This is a genomic window from Sphingomonas pituitosa NBRC 102491, from assembly GCF_001598435.1.
GTDB classification, from domain to species: Bacteria; Pseudomonadota; Alphaproteobacteria; order Sphingomonadales; family Sphingomonadaceae; genus Sphingomonas; species Sphingomonas pituitosa.
On sequence record NZ_BCYY01000002.1, the window covers coordinates 284911 to 303698 of the forward strand.

16 protein-coding genes are annotated in these 18788 nt (G+C 68.7%); 8 read left to right on the forward strand and 8 right to left on the reverse strand.

Annotated elements, in window-relative coordinates; genetic code table 11:
- Positions 1 to 297: 297 nt before the first annotated feature.
- Positions 298 to 1788: a DUF885 family protein gene (locus SPI01S_RS03865; protein ID WP_066718392.1), complete on the forward strand. Its 1491-nt coding sequence runs from the start codon at positions 298 to 300 to the stop codon at positions 1786 to 1788.
- 93 nt (positions 1789 to 1881) lie between these two features.
- Entirely contained in the window at positions 1882 to 2160 is a 279-nt protein-coding gene (locus tag SPI01S_RS03870) for a hypothetical protein (RefSeq protein ID WP_066718396.1), read from the forward strand.
- A gap of 4 nt (positions 2161 to 2164) precedes the next feature.
- Here SPI01S_RS03870 and SPI01S_RS03875 read toward each other — a convergent pair whose 3' ends face one another.
- The 5 genes from SPI01S_RS03875 to SPI01S_RS03895 are packed head-to-tail and all read right to left on the reverse strand — an operon-like array spanning position 2165 to position 7529.
- The gene (locus SPI01S_RS03875) at positions 2165 to 3592 is read right to left on the reverse strand and encodes a sensor histidine kinase (RefSeq protein WP_066718946.1); all 1428 of its coding nucleotides are present in this window, start codon (positions 3590 to 3592) and stop codon (positions 2165 to 2167) included.
- Entirely contained in the window at positions 3589 to 4665 is a 1077-nt protein-coding gene (locus SPI01S_RS03880; protein WP_084253240.1) for a DUF2336 domain-containing protein, read from the reverse strand. The genes SPI01S_RS03875 and SPI01S_RS03880 overlap by 4 nt, the downstream gene beginning before the upstream one ends.
- A 23-nt stretch (positions 4666 to 4688) precedes the next feature.
- Positions 4689 to 5885, reverse strand: a complete 1197-nt coding sequence (locus SPI01S_RS03885) for a hypothetical protein (protein WP_245653457.1) — start codon at positions 5883 to 5885, stop codon at positions 4689 to 4691.
- An 8-nt stretch (positions 5886 to 5893) separates the two neighbouring features.
- Positions 5894 to 7090 carry an exo-beta-N-acetylmuramidase NamZ family protein gene (locus SPI01S_RS03890; RefSeq protein WP_066718402.1) on the reverse strand — a complete coding sequence of 399 codons (1197 nt, stop codon included), beginning with the start codon at positions 7088 to 7090 and terminating at the stop codon, positions 5894 to 5896.
- Position 7091: 1 nt separating this feature from the next.
- On the reverse strand, positions 7092 to 7529 hold the full coding sequence (locus SPI01S_RS03895; protein ID WP_245653458.1) for a DOMON-like domain-containing protein: 438 nt from the start codon (positions 7527 to 7529) through the stop codon (positions 7092 to 7094).
- 195 nt (positions 7530 to 7724) lie between these two features.
- On the opposite strand from SPI01S_RS03895, the gene SPI01S_RS03900 reads away from it, so the two are divergent.
- From SPI01S_RS03900 to SPI01S_RS03910, 3 genes are all read left to right on the forward strand, one after another.
- The gene (locus SPI01S_RS03900; RefSeq protein WP_066718405.1) at positions 7725 to 8441 is read left to right on the forward strand and encodes an MgtC/SapB family protein; all 717 of its coding nucleotides are present in this window, start codon (positions 7725 to 7727) and stop codon (positions 8439 to 8441) included.
- A 49-nt stretch (positions 8442 to 8490) separates the two neighbouring features.
- On the forward strand, positions 8491 to 9717 hold the full coding sequence (gene tyrS, locus SPI01S_RS03905; RefSeq protein ID WP_066718408.1) for a tyrosine--tRNA ligase: 1227 nt from the start codon (positions 8491 to 8493) through the stop codon (positions 9715 to 9717).
- Positions 9718 to 9801: 84 nt separating this feature from the next.
- Positions 9802 to 10122, forward strand: coding sequence for a PilZ domain-containing protein (locus SPI01S_RS03910; protein WP_066718956.1), 321 nt, complete (start codon positions 9802 to 9804; stop codon positions 10120 to 10122).
- On the opposite strand, the gene recG is transcribed toward SPI01S_RS03910, so the two are convergent.
- Complete coding sequence (recG, locus tag SPI01S_RS03915; RefSeq protein ID WP_066718409.1) at positions 10123 to 12186, reverse strand: ATP-dependent DNA helicase RecG; 2064 nt, start codon at positions 12184 to 12186, stop codon at positions 10123 to 10125.
- A gap of 71 nt (positions 12187 to 12257) precedes the next feature.
- On the reverse strand, positions 12258 to 12500 hold the full coding sequence (locus SPI01S_RS03920) for a hypothetical protein (protein ID WP_066718414.1): 243 nt from the start codon (positions 12498 to 12500) through the stop codon (positions 12258 to 12260).
- A 191-nt stretch (positions 12501 to 12691) separates the two neighbouring features.
- Here SPI01S_RS03920 and SPI01S_RS03925 point away from each other — a divergent pair, with 191 nt between their 5' ends.
- A complete protein-coding gene (locus SPI01S_RS03925) occupies positions 12692 to 12958 on the forward strand; it encodes an FAD assembly factor SdhE (protein ID WP_066718416.1) in 267 nt (88 codons plus the stop codon).
- A gap of 172 nt (positions 12959 to 13130) precedes the next feature.
- Positions 13131 to 16604: a transcription-repair coupling factor gene (gene mfd / locus SPI01S_RS03930; RefSeq protein WP_066718421.1), complete on the forward strand. Its 3474-nt coding sequence runs from the start codon at positions 13131 to 13133 to the stop codon at positions 16602 to 16604.
- Positions 16605 to 16625: 21 nt separating this feature from the next.
- Here the strand turns inward: mfd and SPI01S_RS03935 are convergent, their stop codons facing one another.
- Entirely contained in the window at positions 16626 to 17033 is a 408-nt protein-coding gene (locus SPI01S_RS03935; RefSeq protein ID WP_084253241.1) for a YybH family protein, read from the reverse strand.
- Between the two features lie 278 nt (positions 17034 to 17311).
- Here SPI01S_RS03935 and SPI01S_RS03940 point away from each other — a divergent pair, with 278 nt between their 5' ends.
- The gene (locus SPI01S_RS03940; RefSeq protein WP_066718424.1) at positions 17312 to 18778 is read left to right on the forward strand and encodes a methyl-accepting chemotaxis protein; all 1467 of its coding nucleotides are present in this window, start codon (positions 17312 to 17314) and stop codon (positions 18776 to 18778) included.
- Positions 18779 to 18788: the final 10 nt, after the last annotated feature.

Genomic DNA, 18788 nt, shown 5'->3' on the forward strand with positions numbered 1-18788 from the left:
CTGTACATGCGGATGCAGGCCACCCCCGGCGCGCTCGTCAAAAGCGCTGCCTTGGCCGTTCCGCCAATTCATTCCACCTTGCCCGCGCTCGGCTGCTCCGGGTTGCCCCTTCGTCCCGCCGCTGGACCACCGGTATATGCCGGTTCCCTGAACCCACGCTGTCCCTGCGCGTGGATCGTTTCGGTATGGTGCTCCATGTACGCCCGCGCGCCGTAACGTCAAGACGAAATCGTACTGCGGAGTACTGCTATTTTCGAAGGCTCGAACCGGCCGCGGGTTTGTCGCATAAAGCCAGCGATGATCGTGCTTTCCCGCCGCTTGCTGCTCGCCGGCACCGTCGCCACGCTGGCCCTTCCCGCACGTGCATCGCGCGCGCTCGGCCCCGACGGACAAGGGCTGCGCGCGGTGCTGGACCGCGCGGCCGCCAATCCCGCCGCAGCCCTGACCGCGCTTTCGGCATGGGACCCTGCGAGCCTGCCGCCTGGGCCACGCCTCGACCTGCGCGCCGCCCGATCGGGGCTGGCGATCGATCTCGAACTCGCCCGCCGCTTCCCGTTCGGAAGGCCGGGCCGCAGCCCCTATCGCGTCACTCCCGGCAGCGGCGCCTGGCTCCGCGCCGATGCGTCGGAGCAGGCGATCTCGAGCGAGACGCAGGCGCTGCTTGCCGATCGGGCATTGGGCGTTCGCCTGCCGCGGGGGCTGGCCGAACGCACCGCGACTGCCGTCGAGGCGGCGCAGCGCGCGGCGGCAGGGCCGCGCGCGGCTGCACTCGGCGAGCAGCTTGCGGTACTGCGGCGGCTCGCCCTCGATGCGCCCGCGCCGGGAATCGCCGCCCTGCCCGACGGCGATCGCTATTATGCGCTGCTGCTGCGCCGGACGAGCGGCGACGACGTGGATGCCGAGTCGCTGCGCCGCCGGCTGGTGCGCGAACACGCGGCGGTGCTTGCCCGGGCGGATCGCCTGTTCGTGCAGATCGGGCAGCGGGGCGGCAGCATCGGCGAGCGCTACCAAGTGCTGTGGCGCGATCCGCGCTGGCGCTACGCCGACGACGGCGCAGGCCGGGACCGGGCCGTGGCCGACATGAACCGCGCGCTCGCGACCGCAAGCGCATGGCTGCCCCGCTGGTTCGGGCCGCTGCCGCCGCAGGTTCGCGCCGTCCGCGCCGCCCGGATGCCGGCCGCGGAGGAGGCGGCCGGCAAGCAGGGCTATCGCATCCTGCCCGCGGGGGACCAGCCCGGTCGCTATGTCGTCGATCTCCGCGAGATCGGCCGGCGGCCTGCCTGGACATTGCCGGCCGTGGTCCATCATGAGCTGCTACCCGGCCATATGGTGCAGATGCCGCTGGAAGCGCTGGCCGCCCCGCATCCGCTACGGCTGGACTATGCCCAGTCCTTCGTCGAGGGCTGGGCGATCTATGCGGAGGGCCTCGCCGCGGCTGCCGGGCTGTATCGGGGCGACCCGCATGGCGCGCTCGGCTATTGCCATTGGCGGCTGTTCCGCCTGTGCCGCGCGCTCGCGGACCTGGGTATCCATCTCCACCGATGGACCACCGATCAGGCGCTTGCCTTTTGGCGCGAAAATCTGGGCGAACCCGCCTATTTCGCACCCTTTGCTTCCGATCTCGATCGCATCGTGCTGGAACCTGCGACGCGGGCGGCCGAGGCGGCAAGCTGGCTGGCGATCGAGGACCTCGCCCGCGGCCGCGCCTCCCGCCCCTTCCACCACGCGCTCCTCGTGAACGGCCGGATGCGCACCGACATGCTGCGTGCGAGCATCAGCACCGCATGATGCCAAGATGAACCCCGGCCTACGATCCGGTTCAGGCTCCGGATGCTTCGACTCGGTTAGTCCTGCGGCATCGAAACGACAGAGGATTGTCCGATGAAACTGGTTCAATGGATCGCCGCCGCTGGCTTCGTCGTCACGGGACTGGCGGGTGCCACTGCCGCCCAGGCGCAGGACTGGCGCTACCGCGACCATCACGAGCGCCGCTGGGATCGCCATGATCGCCATGACCGCTGGGAGCGTCACCGCGGCTGGGACCGCGGCCGTCATCATGGCCGGGACGGTTATGGCTATGGATATGGCTATCGCAGCCGGACCGTGTGCTGGGACGAATGGCGCCATGGCCGCCGCATCGAGGTCTGCCGCCGCCGCTAACGGCTTACGGAGCGCCCGCAGGAGGAGGCGGGCGCTCCGGTTCGCCGTGCAGCGGGAGCATCAGCACGAAGCGCGCGCCCATCCCGGGCGCGCTGTCGACGATCAGATCTCCGCCCATCGCCCGCGACAGGCGGCGCGCGATGTAGAGCCCCAGCCCGCTGCCGCCCGGCTCCGCCGGCTCAACCCGGGCGAACTTCTCGAAGATGCGCGACTGATCGGTCGCGGCGATGCCCTTGCCCTGATCGGCGACGATGACACAGCCCATCCCGCCTTCGCTTTCGAGGCGGATCCACACCACCGCATCCTTCGGGCTGTAGCGCACGGCGTTGCCGATCAGGTTCACCAGCACCTGCAGCGCGCGGCGGAATTCCCCGCGCACCCGGAGCACCTCGTCGGCCGCCGGCCGGTCGAGACGGACCCCTGCCTCGCCCGCCCGCACCGACAACAGGCTTGCCGCGCGCCGCGCGACGTCGGCGAGATCGATCGTCTCGCGCACGGTCGTGAAATCATCGCCTTCGATCGCCTGGAGGTCGACCAGATCCTCGACCAGACCCAGCAGGTGCCGGCCCGCGCTGGCGATGTCGCCGGCATAGCCTGCATAATCGCCCCGGATCGGGCCCTCCATCTGCGCGCTGATCGCATCGGCGTTGGCGATGATGCGGGCCAGCGGCCCCCGCAGCGCCCGCTCCAGCCGCATTCCAAAGGTGCGCGGGAAGCCGCCGCCGGGGTGGGACGCGGGCGCGATCGGCGGCCTGTCCGGCAACTCGGCGTCGAGCATCCGGGCCGCCCCGATAAAGCCAGCGAAACGGCCCAGCGGATCGCTGCGCGGCGTTGCATCCAGCCGCACCATCCGTCCGGTGCCGCGCAGCTCGGCACGCTGTCCGTCGAACCGCGCGCGGGCGGACAGCGCCGAGAGGATCGGCAACTGGCCGCCTTCATCCTGGGCGAGCGCGAAGAGGCGCGTCAGCGGCTGCCCCAGCATCTCGCGGACGTCGAAGCCATGGCCCACGCCGGCCTCCGGCGACAGGAAGGTCAGGCGCAGCGCACCGTCGGTCTCCCATAGCCAGTCGCCCGTGGCCCTGAGGAAATCGCCGTCGCGCTCGGGATCGGCAGCAGGGCGCCAGGCGGGCCGCGCGCGCCAACCGCTTACCTCCAGGCGCACACCGCCCCGGTCCGGACCGGCGCGCACCCACAGGTCGAGCTCCTCCTCGCCGTCGGCAGCCACCACGCCGCGCGAAATGGCAATGCCCAGCCGGTGCGCCAGCTGGGCGATCGCCGCGACGCCGGGCAGCGCAAGCGGTGCGCCGATGCCGCCCCCGGCCCGATCGTTCAGCGCACGCAGCCGCGGCTCGGCATCGATCAGCCGACCGGCGGCGTCCAGCCGCGCGACCGCCAGCGGCACCACCGGATCGAGCGACTTGATGGCGGTCATGGCGCGCATGCCCCGCGCAGGGCGGCACGCAGCGCGCGATATTCGGGGGGAAGCCGCAGCAGGACGAGCAGGTCGCGTGCCGCCTGCATGTCGACCGTCGCCAGCGTGTCGACCGCGTCGGCCAGCGCGCCGAGCTCCCGCGCGGGATCGGCGTTGCACAGGGCAAAGCAGAGCTCCGCGATGCTCTCGCGCGGCAGCTCCAGGGCATGCAGCACCAGCAGCAGGCGTTCGGCGCCCCGGTCCAGCAGCAGTGCCCGCGCTTCGGCGAATTCGATGTCCGCCGCGCGCGCCAGCAGGGCCAGGAACAGCGGCAGGTGGCGATCGCGCAGCGCCTGCAGCAACACGCGCGCCCACTCGCGCGGCGCGGGATCGATCGCGGCGGCGAGGCGCGCCGCTGCCGCCTCCACCTGGTCCTCGGCGCAGCGCTCGGCAAGCGCGCATTCCGCGCGGACCGCTGCGCAAAGCGCCGCGTCCAATGCCACGCCGGCCAGGGGTCCCGCTTGCTCGCGCATGGCGGCTGCAACCCACCAAAGCAGGCGGCGATGCAAGATGAACGGCAGCCGCCATCGTCCCGCTTCAGGACTCCGCGCCCGGCTTTCCGCGAGCAGCAGCCCGCGCGCCGCCTCGGAGAGCGCCGGCGCGGGGTGTTCGGCGAGGCGGTTGAGCAGGCTCGGCCTCGCAGGATCTTCCGGCGCATGGTGCGGAAGGCCGGCGGCGAGCTGGTCCAGCCGCACCGCCGCCAGCAGTTCCCCTGCGAGTGCGGGATCGACGGGCATGCCGGCGGCGTGGAGCAGCGGCAGCGTCGTGTGCAGGCCCGGGAAACCCTCCGGCGCCACCGCGCGCCGCAGGCTGGTCTCGATGGTCCCGACGATCTGTTCGAGCCGCGACCGCACCCCCGCACGCGTGCGCTCGTCCAGCCGCAACGTCTCTGGAACGGCGATGTCGCGCGCGGTGGCTTCCTGCAGCGCGCGGTCGTGCGTCTCCGCCGCCGCCGCGCGTGCCAGCAGATCCGGTGCGCCGATGACAAGGCCACCGCGCGGTTCGGGAGCGCCTTGCGCCATGTCCAAGGACATAGCGGCGCAAGCTTAATCGGAGGCTAAGACTTGTCGCGCAGGCTCTCGATCGCTGCCGTCAGCGTGGCGAGCGCGTACAGCGATACCGCGGCCAGGCCGATCGTGGCGTGTCCCAGCAGCGCGAACGGCGTGAGCACCAGCATCTGCGCGGCGGCATTCGCCCACCAGCGTCGGCGCTGCACCGGCACCCGCTCGGCAAGCAATTGCAGCACCACGCCGCTCGCCGCGAGCAGCAGCGAAGCGGGATTGCCGATCACCCGGAATTCGTGCCAGCCGGTCGCCGCCAGCAGCAGCACGAACAGCCCGAGGATAGCGAATTCGATCTGCCGCGCCCGCGGTTCCTCGCCCCGCAGGGCGGCATGCGAAGCGGCCGTGGCGAAGCCGAGCGTGGCGACAAGGGCGACCAGCGTACCGATCCCGCCCCAGCCCGCCAGCACCGTCAGCAGCGCCGCCACCGCTACCACGCCACCAAGGGCCAGCGGCGCCCAGTCGGGGATGTTACGCGCCATCATCTGCGGAAGGACGAAGCGAGACGCGCGGCTGAACACCCAGCGGTCCGCCCAGAGCGTCCGGCGGTCGCTCAGTGCGGCGAGCACCGCATCGTTGCGTGCCGCGAGTCCGTCGCCGCTGCGCTCCACCGCATGCCCCGCACGTGCCCAGCCGGGCGCCAGCGGCACCTGCAGCGCACCCGACTGCGCCGCCACGCGCAGCAGCGCCGACTGGAAGTCATAATCTTCGGGCATGGTGGCGATATGGGCGAGGTGCCGCGTCTCGATCCGCGCGATGCCTGCCCAGCAATGGCGCATGTCCAGCCGCTCGATCGCGGCGGGCGATTCCGAGTCGTCGGTCACGAGCAGCGCGGCATGGGGTTCGGCCGCCATCCGCTCCATGACCGGGTCGATCGTCACCAGACCGTCTGCCAGCACCAGCACGTCGGCGTCGCGCAGCACCTTTTCGGCGGCTTCCTCGGCCGAACGGACGATGTCGACTTTAAGCCGGCCGCGCCCCGCCCGCTCGATGGCGGCGAGGAACTGCGGCGTGACCTTGCCCACCGCCACCAGCACCTGCTCCGCGCCGATGCCGGCGAGCAGGCGGATCTGATATTCGAGCAGGGTCATGCCGCCGAACGGCAAGCTGGCGACCAGCGTGCCGGGGCGGTCCTGCGCCTCCTCCACCGCGAAGATCAGGCCGCAGAGCGCGCGCTCGGGTGCCACCATCATGCCCTCCATCAGTAGAGCAGATGCGGCCGGCGCGCCGCGATCCAGGCCGCTTCGTCGGGCAGGGTCAACGCGTCGAGGTCGGCGGGCGTGGCGGCCGGATCGTCGACCCATGTGCGCAGGCCAGGGCCGCCGTTGATCACGTCGATCGCCAGCTTGTCGAACACATATTCGTACGGGAAGTCGCGCCAGAGATCATAATGCGGGTACAGCGTACGGATCGCCTTGAACGCCAGCGCCTGTACTCGCCAGGGGCGGAACGCGGCATGGTCATAGGCCGGTCCTTCGGCATGCAGGAACACGCCCGCGCAGAGCTGGCCGACATGCTTGTGGAAGGTCGGTTGGAACCACATGTCGCGCAGGGTGCAGCCGGCGAGCCACGCCGGGGCAAGGCGCTGCATCTCCGCGATCACCGCCCGCGCGTCGATATCGGGCGCGCCGAACAGCTCGAGCGGACGGGTGGTGCCGCGACCCTCGGAAAGGTTCGTCCCCTCCAGCATCACCGTGCCGGCATAGGCGCGCGCCATGTTGACGTTGGCGGCATTCGGGCTCGGATTGATCCAGGGACGCTCGGCGGGCCAGCCGAACCCCGGCGCCGCCTCGGGCTGCCAGCCCTGCATCGCGACGACGCGATACTCCACCGCCAGGCCGTACTGCGCGATAAACCAGTGGCCGAGCTCACCCAGCGTCAGCCCGTGGCGCATCGGCATCGGCCCGGCGCCGACAAAGCTCTCCCAGCCCGGCAGCAGCGTCAGCCCCTCGACCGGCCGACCGGCGGGATTGGGGCGATCCAGCACCCACACCGCCTTGCCGTGCTTGGCGGCGGCTTCGAGCACGTAGAGCAGCGTCGTCACGAAGGTGTAGATGCGGCAGCCGACATCCTGCAGGTCGACCAGCATCACGTCGAACGTGTCCATCGACGCATCTGTCGGGCGGCGGACCTCGCCGTACAGGCTGAACACCGGCACGCCGGACTGCGGATCGGTGAAGTCCGGCGACTCCATCATATTGTCCTGCAGGTCGCCGCGCACGCCGTGCTGGGGCCCGAACACCGCCGAGATGTTGACGCCCGCCGCCACCAGCGCATCAAGGCTGTGGGTCAGGTCCGCCGTCACCGAGGCGGGATGCGCGAGCAGCGCCACGCGCTTGCCCTGAAGGCCAGCGCGCAGCTCGGGTTCGGCGAGGAGACGATCGATTCCGAAAAGCATGTCAGTCTGCTGGCGGCAGTTCGCCGACAAAGCAATCGGGATCGTGGAAATCGGGCGCATCTCCGCCATGGCGCAGCGCCCAATAGGATTTGGTGCCGTCCGTTTCCTCGATCACCGCGGTGATGCCGAGGCGCAGCGGCCCGGTGCCGACGCCGGGCAGAAGCACGTGGAGCAGGGTTTCGGCCTCCCTCTCGACCAAACGGATCCTGGGCGGCGCCGGCATCGGGAGCGGCTCCATGCCCTCGCGGCGGGCGGCAAAGCGATAAGCTGCCCATTGTCCGGACGGCGCGAAATTGAACTCCCGATAGGCGCCATCGTCGCCCGCCAGGAAGAGTTCCAGGCAGGTCGTCTTCCAAAGTCCGTCCGTGCGCTCCGGCGACGCGATCGGGGGAAGGCGCACCGCCCCCGGCTTGGCCGCGACCAGATAGGTCAGCGCCATTTCCGTCCTTTCCCGGCGCACCGCGCACTGTACGGCGGCAACGGATCGCGGCGGCATGGCCGGGTGCGGCAACAGGGAAAGCTCCATGGCGCCCGTCTATCGCGAAAGCGGCCCCTTCGTCAGCCACAACATGCCGGCCTTGCCCGCACGGAAAGGCCATGGCAGCGCAACAAATCCTGCGTAGAGCGAGCCGCCATGAAGTTCCTGCACACCTTTCACCTCGCCGCCTATCTCGATACGTTGATAAGCTACACGCTGGCGCTGATCCTCGGCGCCGCGATCGGGGCGGAGCGGCAGTTTCGCCAGCGCACCGCGGGCTTGCGCACCAACGCGCTGGTCGCGCTCGGCTCGGCGGCGTTCGTCGATCTCGCCCAGCGCATCGCCGGCGATCTCGAGGCGGTGCGGGTGATTGCCTATGTCGTCTCCGGCATCGGCTTTCTCGGTGCCGGCGTGATCATGAAGGAGGGGATGAACGTCCGCGGGCTCAACACCGCGGCGACCCTGTGGTGTTCGGCAGCCGTGGGCGCCTGCGCGGGCAGCGACATGGCGGCCGAGGCGGCGACGCTCGCGATGTTCGTGATCGCCGGCAACACGCTGCTGCGCCCGGTCGTCAACGCGATCAACCGCGTGCCGCTGTCGGGCGGCCAGGTCGAGGCAACCTATTTCGTCACGCTTACCACCATTCCCGCCGAGGTCGACCGGCTGCGCGACCTGCTGACCGATCATCTCGAACTGATGCGCTATCCCGTCGCCGAGATCGAGACGATCGAGCGCCCCGACGAGCGGATCGAGCTGCGCGCGCGGCTCGTCTCCACCGCCGCGCTCGACGCCGAACTCGACAGCATCATCGCGCATCTCGCCAAGCGCCACGACGTCCAGCATGCCAGCTGGGAGCTGCAGACCCAGGACTGAGCGCGCGGGGATGACGCGGGCGCCCGCTTTGGCTATGCGCCCTCCCATCATGACCGAATACAGCTCCGATCTGCTCCGCCTGCTCGCCTCGCGCGGGTATATCCACCAGGTGACCGACGCCGCGGGCCTCGACGCGCTCGCCGCCAAGCAGATCGTGCCCGGCTATATCGGCTTCGATCCCACCGCGCCGTCGCTCCATGTCGGCAGCCTGGTGCAGATCATGCTGCTGCGCCGCCTGCAGCAGGCGGGCCACAAGCCGATCGTGCTGATGGGCGGCGGCACCGGCAAGATCGGCGACCCGAGCTTCAAGGACGAAGCCCGCAAGATGCTGACGCTCGATACGATCGGCAGCAACATCGCCTCGATCAAGACCGTGTTCGAGAATTTCCTGACCTTCGGCGACGGCCCCACCGACGCGGTGATGGTCGACAATGCCGACTGGCTCGACAAGCTCGAATATATCCCCTTCCTGCGCGAGATCGGCCAGCATTTCTCGATCAATCGGATGCTCAGCTTCGATTCGGTCAAGCTGCGGCTCGATCGCGAACAGTCGCTGAGCTTCCTCGAATTCAACTACATGATCCTCCAGGCGTACGACTTCCTGGAGCTGTCGCGGCGATCCGCCTGCCGCCTGCAGATGGGCGGATCGGACCAGTGGGGCAACATCGTCAACGGCATCGAGCTGTCCCGCCGCGCCGACGGCACCGAGGTCTACGGCGTCACCACCCCGCTGATCACCACGGCGGACGGCGGCAAGATGGGCAAGACCATGTCCGGCGCGGTGTGGCTCAACCCCGAGCAGTTGCCGCATTATGATTACTGGCAGTTCTGGCGCAACACCGACGATCGCGACGTCGGCCGCTTCCTGCGGCTTTTCACCGATCTGCCGCTGGACGAGATCGCCCGGCTCGAAGCGCTGGAGGGCGCCGAGATCAACGAGGCGAAGAAGATCCTCGCCAACGAAGCCACCGCGATGTGTCGCGGCCGCGCCGCTGCCGAGGAAGCCGCCGAGACCGCGCGCAAGACCTTCGAGGAAGGTGCCGCCGGGGCTGCGCTGCCGACGCTGGCGGTCAGCGGCAGCATCAGCGTGGTCGATGCGCTGGTGGCCTTGGGCTTCTGCGCCTCTAAGGGCGAGGCGCGGCGGCTGATCAAGGGCGGCGGCGCCCGCGTCGAGGGCGAGAAGATCGACGATGAAGCGGCGACGATCGCGGTTTCGGGCGAGGTCCGGCTCTCCGCGGGCAAGAAGCATCACGGGCTGCTGACGCCGCAAGGCTAACGCCGCGTTCACCAGCTTCGTTCGGCACACGTTCACTGCCGTAGGTTACCCTGTCTGCGACCTCCAGTGTGTGAAGAGGCGCGTGTGAGTGTATCGGGTGCCAAGCTGGCGAGTGCCGACGATCGTCTGGTGCATCGCGACGAAGTCGAGCACCGCACCCGTGCGGTATGCCCCGATTCGAAGTCAGTTGCCTTCCTGATCGTCAATGTCTCGCCGCAAGGCCTGATGGCGCGCTGTGAAATACCGTTCGAAGCCGGGGACCTGCTCCGCCTCCAGCTACCGATCCTGGGAGAGACCGGCGCCGAGGTCCGCTGGGCCTTGGGCGGCCGGGTCGGCTGCCAGTTCCTGCGGCCGATCGCCGCTGGCGATTACGCGCCGCTGGTGGCGGTGATGCGCGCCCGCTGATCAGCCGGCGCGGAGCAGCCCCACCGCCGCATCGCGCTCGAACAGGTAGAGTGCTACCCGCGCCGCCTGTCCCCGCTCGCCCTTCAGGCCGCCGTCGCGATCAACCAGCAACCGCGCATCGCCATTGGCGGCAGGCAACAGCGCGCCGAGCATGTCCGGTTCGGCCAGTCGGAACTGCATGTCGCCCGATTGCCGGGTGCCGAGCAGCTCGCCCGCCCCGCGCAGCCGCAGGTCCTCCTCGGCGATGCGGAAGCCGTCATTGCTCTCGCGCATCAGCGCCAGCCGCGCGCGGGCGGTTTCGCTCAGATGGTTGCCGCGGAGCAGCACGCAGACCGAGCGCCCCCCGCCCCGCCCGACGCGCCCGCGCAGCTGGTGGAGCTGGGCGAGGCCGAAGCGATCGGCATGTTCGATCACGATCAGCGTCGCATTGGGCACGTCGACGCCGACTTCGATCACCGTCGTGGCGACCAGCACGCCAAGCTCGCCGGCGGAGAAGCGCGCCATCACTGCGTCCTTCTCCGGCCCCTTCATGCGGCCGTGGATCAGCCCGACCTTGTCGCCGAAATGCGCCTGCAACTCGGCCGCGCGGGCTTCGGCGGCGGCGAGATCGCTCTTCTCGCTCTCCTCGACCAGCGGGCACACCCAATAGGCCTGCCCGCCACCCGCCAGATGGCGCCCGAGCCCCCCGACCACTTCGCCCAGCCGCTCCTCCGAGATGACGCTGGTCTCGATCGGCTGGCGACCCGGCGGCATCTCGTCGAGCCGGCTGACGTCCATCTCGCCATATTGCGCGAGCGTCAGCGTGCGCGGGATGGGGGTCGCGGTCATGACGAGGAGGTGCGGCGGACGGCCCGCTTTCGCCTGGAGCATCATCCGCTGGGCGACACCGAAGCGGTGCTGCTCGTCGACCACCACCAGCCCCAGGTCGCGATAGGTCACGCCTTCCTGGAAGATCGCATGGGTGCCGATCAGGATGTCGATTTCGCCCGCGGCTAGCCCCATCAGCGTCGCCTCGCGGGCCTTGCCCTTGTCGCGGCCGGTCAGGATCGCGACGTTCACGCCGATGGCGCCCAGGGTGCGGCTGAGCGTCTCGTAATGCTGGCGCGCGAGGATCTCGGTCGGCGCCAGCAGCGCGCCCTGCGCGCCCGCCTCAGCGGCGATCAATAGCGCCATCGTCGCCACCAGCGTCTTGCCCGAGCCGACATCGCCCTGCAGCATCCGCAGCATTGGCTGGGTCTGCGCCATGTCGCCTTCGATCTCGGCAATGGTGCGGCTTTGCGCTCCCGTGGGGCTGTAGGGGAGCTTCAGCTTGTCGCGCAGGCGACCATCGCCGGCCAGCGCACGGCCGCGCTTGGCCCGCGCCTCGCCGCGCACCAGCAGCAGCGCGAGCTGGTTGGCGAATATCTCGTCATAGGCGAGCCGCTCGCGCGCCTTGGCATCGGCCGGATCGGCATGGATGCGGGCGATCGCCTCGCGCCAGTCGGGCCAGCCCTTCTGTGCCTTCAGGCTTGGTTCGATCCACTCGGGGAGGTCGGGCGCACGCTCGATGGCCTGTGCCGCCAGCGCGGCGATGCGCTTCGAGGTGATGCCTTCCGAACAGGGATAGATCGCCTCGCGCCCGCCGACGCTTTCCACCTGGTCTAGCGGAAGGACATGGTCGGGATGGACCATCTGCAGGTCCTGCCCATAATGTTCGAGCTTGCCGGACACCCAGCGCGGCTCGTTCAGCGGCAGCAGCTTCTTGGCCCAGCCGGAGCTGCCGCCGAAATAGACGAGGGAAACGTGGTTGCCCTTGGCGTCGACCGCCTGCACCCGCGCCGGCGAGCGAGGGCCGCCGCCGAAGCGATACTGCACGGGAGTGAGCGTGATCGCGATCACCTTGCCCGAATCGGCCATGTCGAGTTCGTCGCGCGGGATCCGGTCGACGAAACCGGTCGGCAGGTGGAACGCGACGTCCACCACGCGCGCAAGCCCCAGCTTCTCCATGGGCTTGGCCAGCGCGGGGCCGATGCCTTTCAGCGCAGTGACTTCGGCGAACAGCGGGTTGAGAAGCTCGGGGCGCATCGCGCCGCCCTATCGTGCGGCGGGGCGACTGACAAATGGCGCTGCGCCGGTCGCAGCGCCCTTGCCGCGGTTCAGGCGTTGAGGAAGATCGGGCTGTGGCTGGTGAGCGCGGCTTCAATCGCAAGCACGACTTCCGGCACCGACGAGCCGATCACGACTTCATGATCCTTGCCGAACGAGATGACGCCCACGTCCTCGCCCGCCATGTTGATCGTGCTGACCGTGCGAACTGCCGCGATGTTGACGAGCATCGGCTCGCCGTTGATCGACTTCAGCATCACGAAACGCAGCTTGTTGGTCACAGTCTCGCTCATCGTACCCTAGCCTTACTCACCCAAAGAGAAGGCAATCGTAGCTCGCTTCGGTTAACAAGCCTTCCACGCCTATACCCGGAAGTGCACGCTGGCCTTTCCGCATCGGCGTCCCTATCTGCGCTTTCGTGATCAACCGCGTATCGGCCGCGCTCAGGCGTGCAGCCGCGCGCCTGCCGTTGGGAAAGCCCGCCATGGACCGAGAAACCCGCCTCAAGCGCCTCCGCTTCCGCAGCTGGCACCGCGGCACCAAGGAAGCCGACTTGCTGATCGGCGGCTTCTTCGACCAGCATGGCGAGAAGTGGAACGACGCGGAGATCACGCTGTTCGAGACGCTGCTCGAAGAGCAGGACGTCGACATCATGGCCTGGGCGATGGGCACCGACATCGCACCGGCGCAGTATCGGGGCACCATCCTCGACGCGCTCAAGACCCTGAATTACGTACCTATTTCCGAGTAACTAGCGAAGCCCCTCACCCATCCCACCGCCTGCGGCGGCGGGCCCCTTCCCTCTCCCACAAGAGGAGAGGGAGTTTCGATCCCCGCTCCCTCGCCCCCTGTGGGAGAGGGAGGGAGCCGCGCAGCGGCGGAAGGGTGAGGGGGAATGATCCAAACGCTCGACGCGAGACCCCATGCCCGACCTGAAGACGATCCTCTCCGCCCAGCATCCGCTCACGCTCGCCGGCGTGCCGAGCGGCTTCCTGCCCTGGATGCTGGCCGATCTCGCCCGCGCGAGCCGGATGACGGTGTTCGTCGCCGCCGACGAAGCGGGCATGCGCGCGGTGGCGACCACCGCGACCTTCTTCGCGCCGGAGCTGGAGGTGCTCAGCTACCCGGCATGGGACTGCCTTCCCTATGATCGCGCCAGCCCGACGCTGCGGGTGATGGCGGAGCGGCTGGCGACGCTCCACGCGCTCCAGGGCAAGAGTGCGGCGCCGCGTCTGCTCGTCACCACGGTCAACGCGGCGACCCAGCGCACGCTCACCCCGTTCCGCATCCGCCAGCTGGTCGCGCGGCTCGCCCCCGGCGAGCGCATCGGGCTCGACAAGCTCGCATCGCAGCTCCAGGCGAACGGCTATGTCCGGGTCGATACGGTCAACGATCATGGCGAGTTCGCCGTGCGCGGCGGCCTGGTCGATCTGTTCCCCAGCGGCGCCGAGCAGGCGCTGCGACTCGATTTCTTCGGCGACGAGATCGAGAGTGTCCGCACCTTCGATCCGCAGGACCAGCGCACCACCGGCCGCGTCGACGGCTTCACCCTGCTGCCCGCCAGCGAGGCGCTGCTCGACGAGGAGAGCATCAAGCGCTTCCGCAGCGGCTATCGCGACCGCTTCGGCGCCACCGCCACCGGCGATCCGCTCTATCAGGCGATCAGCGACGGCCGTCGCCTTGCCGGCATGGAACATTGGCTGCCGCTGTTCGAGGAGCGGCTGGAGACGCTGTTCGACCATCTGCCCGATACCGCGGTGATCGTCCGCGACAGCGGCACCCCCGCCGCCGCCGAGCAGCGGTTCGAGGCGATCAAGGATTATCAGGACAACCGCATCCGCGCGCAATCGGCCGATCCGGGCAGCTATCGCCCGCTCAAGGCCGGCGACCTGTATCTGCTCGCCAAGGAATGGCAGGCGCAGGTCGACGCGCAGCCGATGCATCTGGCGACATCGTTCCACGAGCCCGAATCGGCGCACGTGGTCGAGTTCGGCGTCGAGGGCCCGCGCGACTTCGCCCCCGAGCGCGCAGCAGCCAGCAACGTCTACGAAGCGGTGGTCGATCACCTCAAGGCGCTGCGGGCGCAGGGCAAGAAGCCGGTGCTCGCCAGCTATTCGAACGGCGCGCGCGAGCGGCTGAAGGGCCTGCTGGAAGACCACGGCCTCACCGGTGCGGTGCCGGTCGATGGCTGGCAGCCCGCGCTCGGTGTCGCCAACCCCAATGGCAGCGGGTTGCAGGTCGCGCTGCTGGTGCTGCCGCTGGATCACGGCTTCACCACGCCCGACGTCGCGGTACTCACCGAGCAGGACATGCTCGGCGACCGCCTCGTCCGCCGTGCCAAGCGCCGCAAGAATACCGACGCGTTCCTCCAGGAACTGGCGACGCTGTCGCCTGGCGATCTCGTCGTCCATATCGATCACGGTATCGGCCGCTACGAAGGGCTGACCCAGATCCCGGTGCAGAAGGCGCCGCACGACTGCGTCGCGCTGGAATATGCCGGCGGCGACAAGCTCTACGTGCCGGTCGAGAATCTCGAAGTGCTGAGCCGCTACGGTTCGGGCGAGGAAGGCGCGACGCTCGATCGGCTGGGCGGCGAGGCCTGGCAGCGCCGCAAGGCGCGGATGAAGGAGCGGATCCGCGAGATCGCCGGCGAGCTGATCGCCACGGCCGCCTTGCGCGCCACGCGCGGCGCCGAGATCGCCGAGCCCGATCATGGCGGTTACCCCGCGTTTGTCGACCGCTTCCCGTTCGAGGAGACCGACGACCAGGATCGCGCGATCGGCGACGTGCTGGGCGATCTCGCCGCGGGTCGGCCGATGGACCGGCTGGTCGTCGGCGATGTCGGCTTCGGCAAGACCGAGGTCGCGCTGCGCGCCGCCTTCGTCGCGGCGATGGCCGGCATGCAGGTGGCGGTGGTGTGCCCCACCACGCTGCTCGCCCGCCAGCATTACAATAATTTCAAGACGCGCTTCGAAGGCTTCCCGCTGGAGATCGGCCGCCTCTCCCGCCTGGTCACCGCTGGCGAGACCAAGAAGGTGAAGGACGGGCTTGCGGCGGGGACGATCGACATCGTCGTCGGCACGCATGCGGTGCTGGCGAAGAATATCGACTTCAAGCGCCTGGGCCTCGTCATCGTCGACGAGGAGCAGCGCTTCGGCGTGACGCACAAGGAGCGGCTGAAGGCGCTGAAAACCGACGTCCACGTCCTCACCCTCACCGCCACGCCGATCCCGCGGACGCTGCAGATGGCGATGAGCGGCTTGCGCGAACTTTCGGTGATCCAGACCCCGCCGGTCGATCGCCTCGCGGTGCGCACCTATGTGATGCCCTGGGATCCCGTCGTGCTGCGCGAGGCGCTGCTGCGCGAACATTATCGCGGCGGCCAGAGCTATTTCGTCACCCCCCGCATCGCCGACCTGCCCGAGATCGAGGAATTCCTGCGGAACGAGGTGCCCGAGGTGCGCTACGTCGTTGCCCATGGCCAGATGTCCCCCACGGAAGTGGAGGAGCGGATTTCCGCCTTCTACGACCGCAAGTTCGAAGTGCTGGTCTCGACCACCATCGTCGAGAGCGGGCTCGACATCCCCAGCGCCAACACGCTGATCATCAACCGCGCGGACAAGTTCGGCCTGGCGCAGCTCTACCAGCTGCGCGGCCGCGTCGGCCGGGCCAAGACGCGCGCTTATGCCTACATGACCACCCCGCCCCAGCGGCAGATGACCGAGGCGGCGGAAAAGCGGTTGAAGGTGCTGTCCGACCTCGAGAGCCTCGGCGCGGGCTTCCAGCTCGCCAGCCACGATCTCGACATCCGCGGCGCGGGCAACCTGCTCGGCGACGAGCAGTCGGGCCACATCAAGGAAGTCGGCTACGAACTCTACCAATCGATGCTGGAAGAGGCGATCATGGAGGCCAAGGCCGGCGGCCTGCGCGACGAGAACCGGCCGAAGGACCTGTCGCCCCAGATCACCGTCGATGCGCCGATCATGATCCCCGAGGACTATGTCCCCGATCTCGACCTGCGCATGGGCCTGTATCGCCGCCTCAACGAAGTCGAGGATACCGACGGCATCGAGAGCTTCGCCGCCGAACTGATCGACCGCTTCGGCAAGCTGCCCGAGGCGACCGACAATCTGCTGCGCCTGATCGAAACCAAGCTCAACGCCAAGAAGGCATGCATCGCCAAGCTGGACCTGGGGCCGAAGGGCGCGCTGGTATCGTTCCACAACGACCATTTCCCCAACCCCGCGGCGCTGATCGCCTATGTCGAGAAACTGGGCGAGACGGCGCGGCTGCGGCCGGACATGAAGCTGGTGATCAACCGCGCCTGGGCCAACCCCGCGGCGCGGCTGCACGGCGCGCTCCAGCTCTCCCGCGGGCTCGCACGCGCCGCCGGCTGATCCGGCTCAGCTGCTAACGGCTCAGCTGCTGTGGTCGGCGACGATCTTCCACCCACCGGCTTCGTGGTGCAGCACGAGGCTGGTGGGGCCGGACGCGCTGTGCCCATCCGGGTAGCGCAGCGTGTAGCGGCCAATGTAGAGCGCATAGTCGCGGCCGAGCGGGCGATAGTCGAGCCGCTCGATGGTAAGCGTCCCGCGCTTTACCGGATCCGCAAAGTCGTATTTTTCGCGATACCGGGCGGTCATCGCCGCCTTTCCGCGCACCAGCCCGTCGCCGGCAATGAAGCTGGTATCGGCACCTTCTGAATAAACCTGCATAAAGCGTTCAACTTCGCCGGCATTCCAACCTGCAACGCTTTCAGCGATGGCCTTGTCGACGGCATTCTGATCAATGCCGCCCACTACCATCAACAATCCCAGCAACATCATTCCTTAACCCCCATTGCCAACTGCCTCGCCCAATAACTGCAGCAATATCAAAGCTCATCTTTTCGCATTTGCGAAACTCCATAATGCATATCGCAAAAGGAAATCGTTTTCCTCACACAACTAAGGACTTGTCGGGGTAAGGACACGCGCACACCGGAATTGTACTTAACCGCCCCACCTGTCCTTTCGACCGTACTATGATGCTTAAGAATGGTTTGCCGTACGGAGCGGATACCATATTCGTGAGACAGGAAAGGATCGGCCCCGTGCCCGAACAGATGACGTCGCGGCTCAGCTTCATGGAACTGGACGAGGCCCAGCGCAACACGCTGCGAGCCACCCAGCCATGGGTGGAAGCGACGATGGGCGAGGCGCTCGACCGCTTCTACGCGCGCGCCTCCGCCACGCCGGAAACCGCACGCTTCTTCCGCGATCAGGCGCATATCGGCCGCGCCAAGGCGGCCCAGGAAAAGCATTGGGCGCGGATCGCCGCCGGCGAGTTCAACGCGGACTATCACGCCAGCGCCCGCCGCATCGGCGCCACCCACGCCCGTATCGGGCTGGAGCCGCGTTGGTATGTCGGCAGCTATGCGATCGTGCTGCAGCACCTGATCGCGGGCGTGCACCGCCTGAACAATCCCTTCAGGCGCCTGCTGCGCCTGTTCCGCGGCCCGAGCGCCGAAAAGGCGACGATCGCGCTGGTGAAGGCAGCGCTGCTCGACATGGAAGTCTCGCTGTCGATCTATTTCGAAGAAGCGCAGGCAGAACGCGAAGCTGCGATCACTGCCTTCGAGACGGCGCTGAACGCCCTGTCGGACGGCGATCTCACCAACGAGCTGAGCGGCCTGCCGACAAGCTTCGCCGCGCTCGAGAAGAGCTACAACAGGACGCTGGACCGCATCCGCGAGATGATCGCTTCGGTCAGTGACGGCACGATGCGGATCCGTTCGGGCATCAACGAGATTTCGCAGGCCGCCGAGGATCTCTCGCGCCGCACCCAGGGCAATGCCGCGAGCCTGGAGCAAACCACCGCCGCCGTCTCGCAGATGGACGCGCGCTTCCGCTCCACGGCCGAGGCGGCGCGCCACACCGTCACCCGCGCCGATCAGGCGATCTCCACGGTGAGCCACGGCCGCGCCATCGCGGAGGAAGCATCGCAGGCGATGGGCCGCGTGTCCGAAGCCGCCAAGGGTACCGACAGCGTCATCGAGGGCCTCGACAAGATCGCTTTCCAGACGCGCGTTCTGGCGATGAACGCCGCCGTCGAGGCCGGTCGCGCCGGAGAAGCAGGCCGCGGCTTCGCAGTCGTTGCCGATCTCGTCTCGGCCCTGGCGATGCGTGCCGAGGAAGAGGCAGGCCGCGCCCGCGAACAGCTCACCATGACCCAGGCGGAAATCGTCGTCGCGGTGGACGCGGTGCAGAAGGTCGACGGCGCGCTCGCCAACATCTCGGGCGACGTCAGCCAGGTGCACGATCTGCTCGGCAGCATGGCAAGCGACAACGGTGCGCAGTCGACCGCGATCGGCGAGATATCGAACGCCGTGGGCGCGATGGACCGCGCCACGCAGCAGAATGCGGCGATGGTGGAAGAAACCTCGGCTGCGGCGCAGAACCTCGCGCAGGAAGTCAGCGACCTTGCCAACCTGGCCTCGCAGTTCCGCACCGAAAAGGCAGGGGCGCGCTTCGGCGGCTATCGCCCGCTGCCCGCCGCGGCGGTGCCGGCGCTCACGCGACCCGATCTCTGATCGGAGGGCC

Excerpts from the sequence above, each read along its gene's own strand:
- SPI01S_RS03875 (WP_066718946.1), bottom strand. The coding sequence starts at position 3,592 with ATGACCGCCATCAAGTCGCTCGATCCGGTGGTGCCGCTGGCGGTCGCG.
- SPI01S_RS03870 (WP_066718396.1), top strand. The coding sequence starts at position 1,882 with ATGAAACTGGTTCAATGGATCGCCGCCGCTGGCTTCGTCGTCACGGGA.
- tyrS (WP_066718408.1), top strand. The coding sequence starts at position 8,491 with ATGACCGAATACAGCTCCGATCTGCTCCGCCTGCTCGCCTCGCGCGGG.
- SPI01S_RS03890 (WP_066718402.1), bottom strand. The coding sequence starts at position 7,090 with ATGCTTTTCGGAATCGATCGTCTCCTCGCCGAACCCGAGCTGCGCGCT.
- SPI01S_RS03920 (WP_066718414.1), bottom strand. The coding sequence starts at position 12,500 with ATGAGCGAGACTGTGACCAACAAGCTGCGTTTCGTGATGCTGAAGTCG.
- SPI01S_RS03885 (WP_245653457.1), bottom strand. The coding sequence starts at position 5,885 with ATGATGGTGGCACCCGAGCGCGCGCTCTGCGGCCTGATCTTCGCGGTG.
- mfd (WP_066718421.1), top strand. The coding sequence starts at position 13,131 with ATGCCCGACCTGAAGACGATCCTCTCCGCCCAGCATCCGCTCACGCTC.
- SPI01S_RS03865 (WP_066718392.1), top strand. The coding sequence starts at position 298 with ATGATCGTGCTTTCCCGCCGCTTGCTGCTCGCCGGCACCGTCGCCACG.
- recG (WP_066718409.1), bottom strand. The coding sequence starts at position 12,186 with ATGCGCCCCGAGCTTCTCAACCCGCTGTTCGCCGAAGTCACTGCGCTG.
- SPI01S_RS03935 (WP_084253241.1), bottom strand. The coding sequence starts at position 17,033 with ATGATGTTGCTGGGATTGTTGATGGTAGTGGGCGGCATTGATCAGAAT.
- SPI01S_RS03880 (WP_084253240.1), bottom strand. The coding sequence starts at position 4,665 with ATGTCCTTGGACATGGCGCAAGGCGCTCCCGAACCGCGCGGTGGCCTT.
- SPI01S_RS03895 (WP_245653458.1), bottom strand. The coding sequence starts at position 7,529 with ATGGCGCTGACCTATCTGGTCGCGGCCAAGCCGGGGGCGGTGCGCCTT.
- SPI01S_RS03900 (WP_066718405.1), top strand. The coding sequence starts at position 7,725 with ATGAAGTTCCTGCACACCTTTCACCTCGCCGCCTATCTCGATACGTTG.
- SPI01S_RS03940 (WP_066718424.1), top strand. The coding sequence starts at position 17,312 with ATGACGTCGCGGCTCAGCTTCATGGAACTGGACGAGGCCCAGCGCAAC.
- SPI01S_RS03925 (WP_066718416.1), top strand. The coding sequence starts at position 12,692 with ATGGACCGAGAAACCCGCCTCAAGCGCCTCCGCTTCCGCAGCTGGCAC.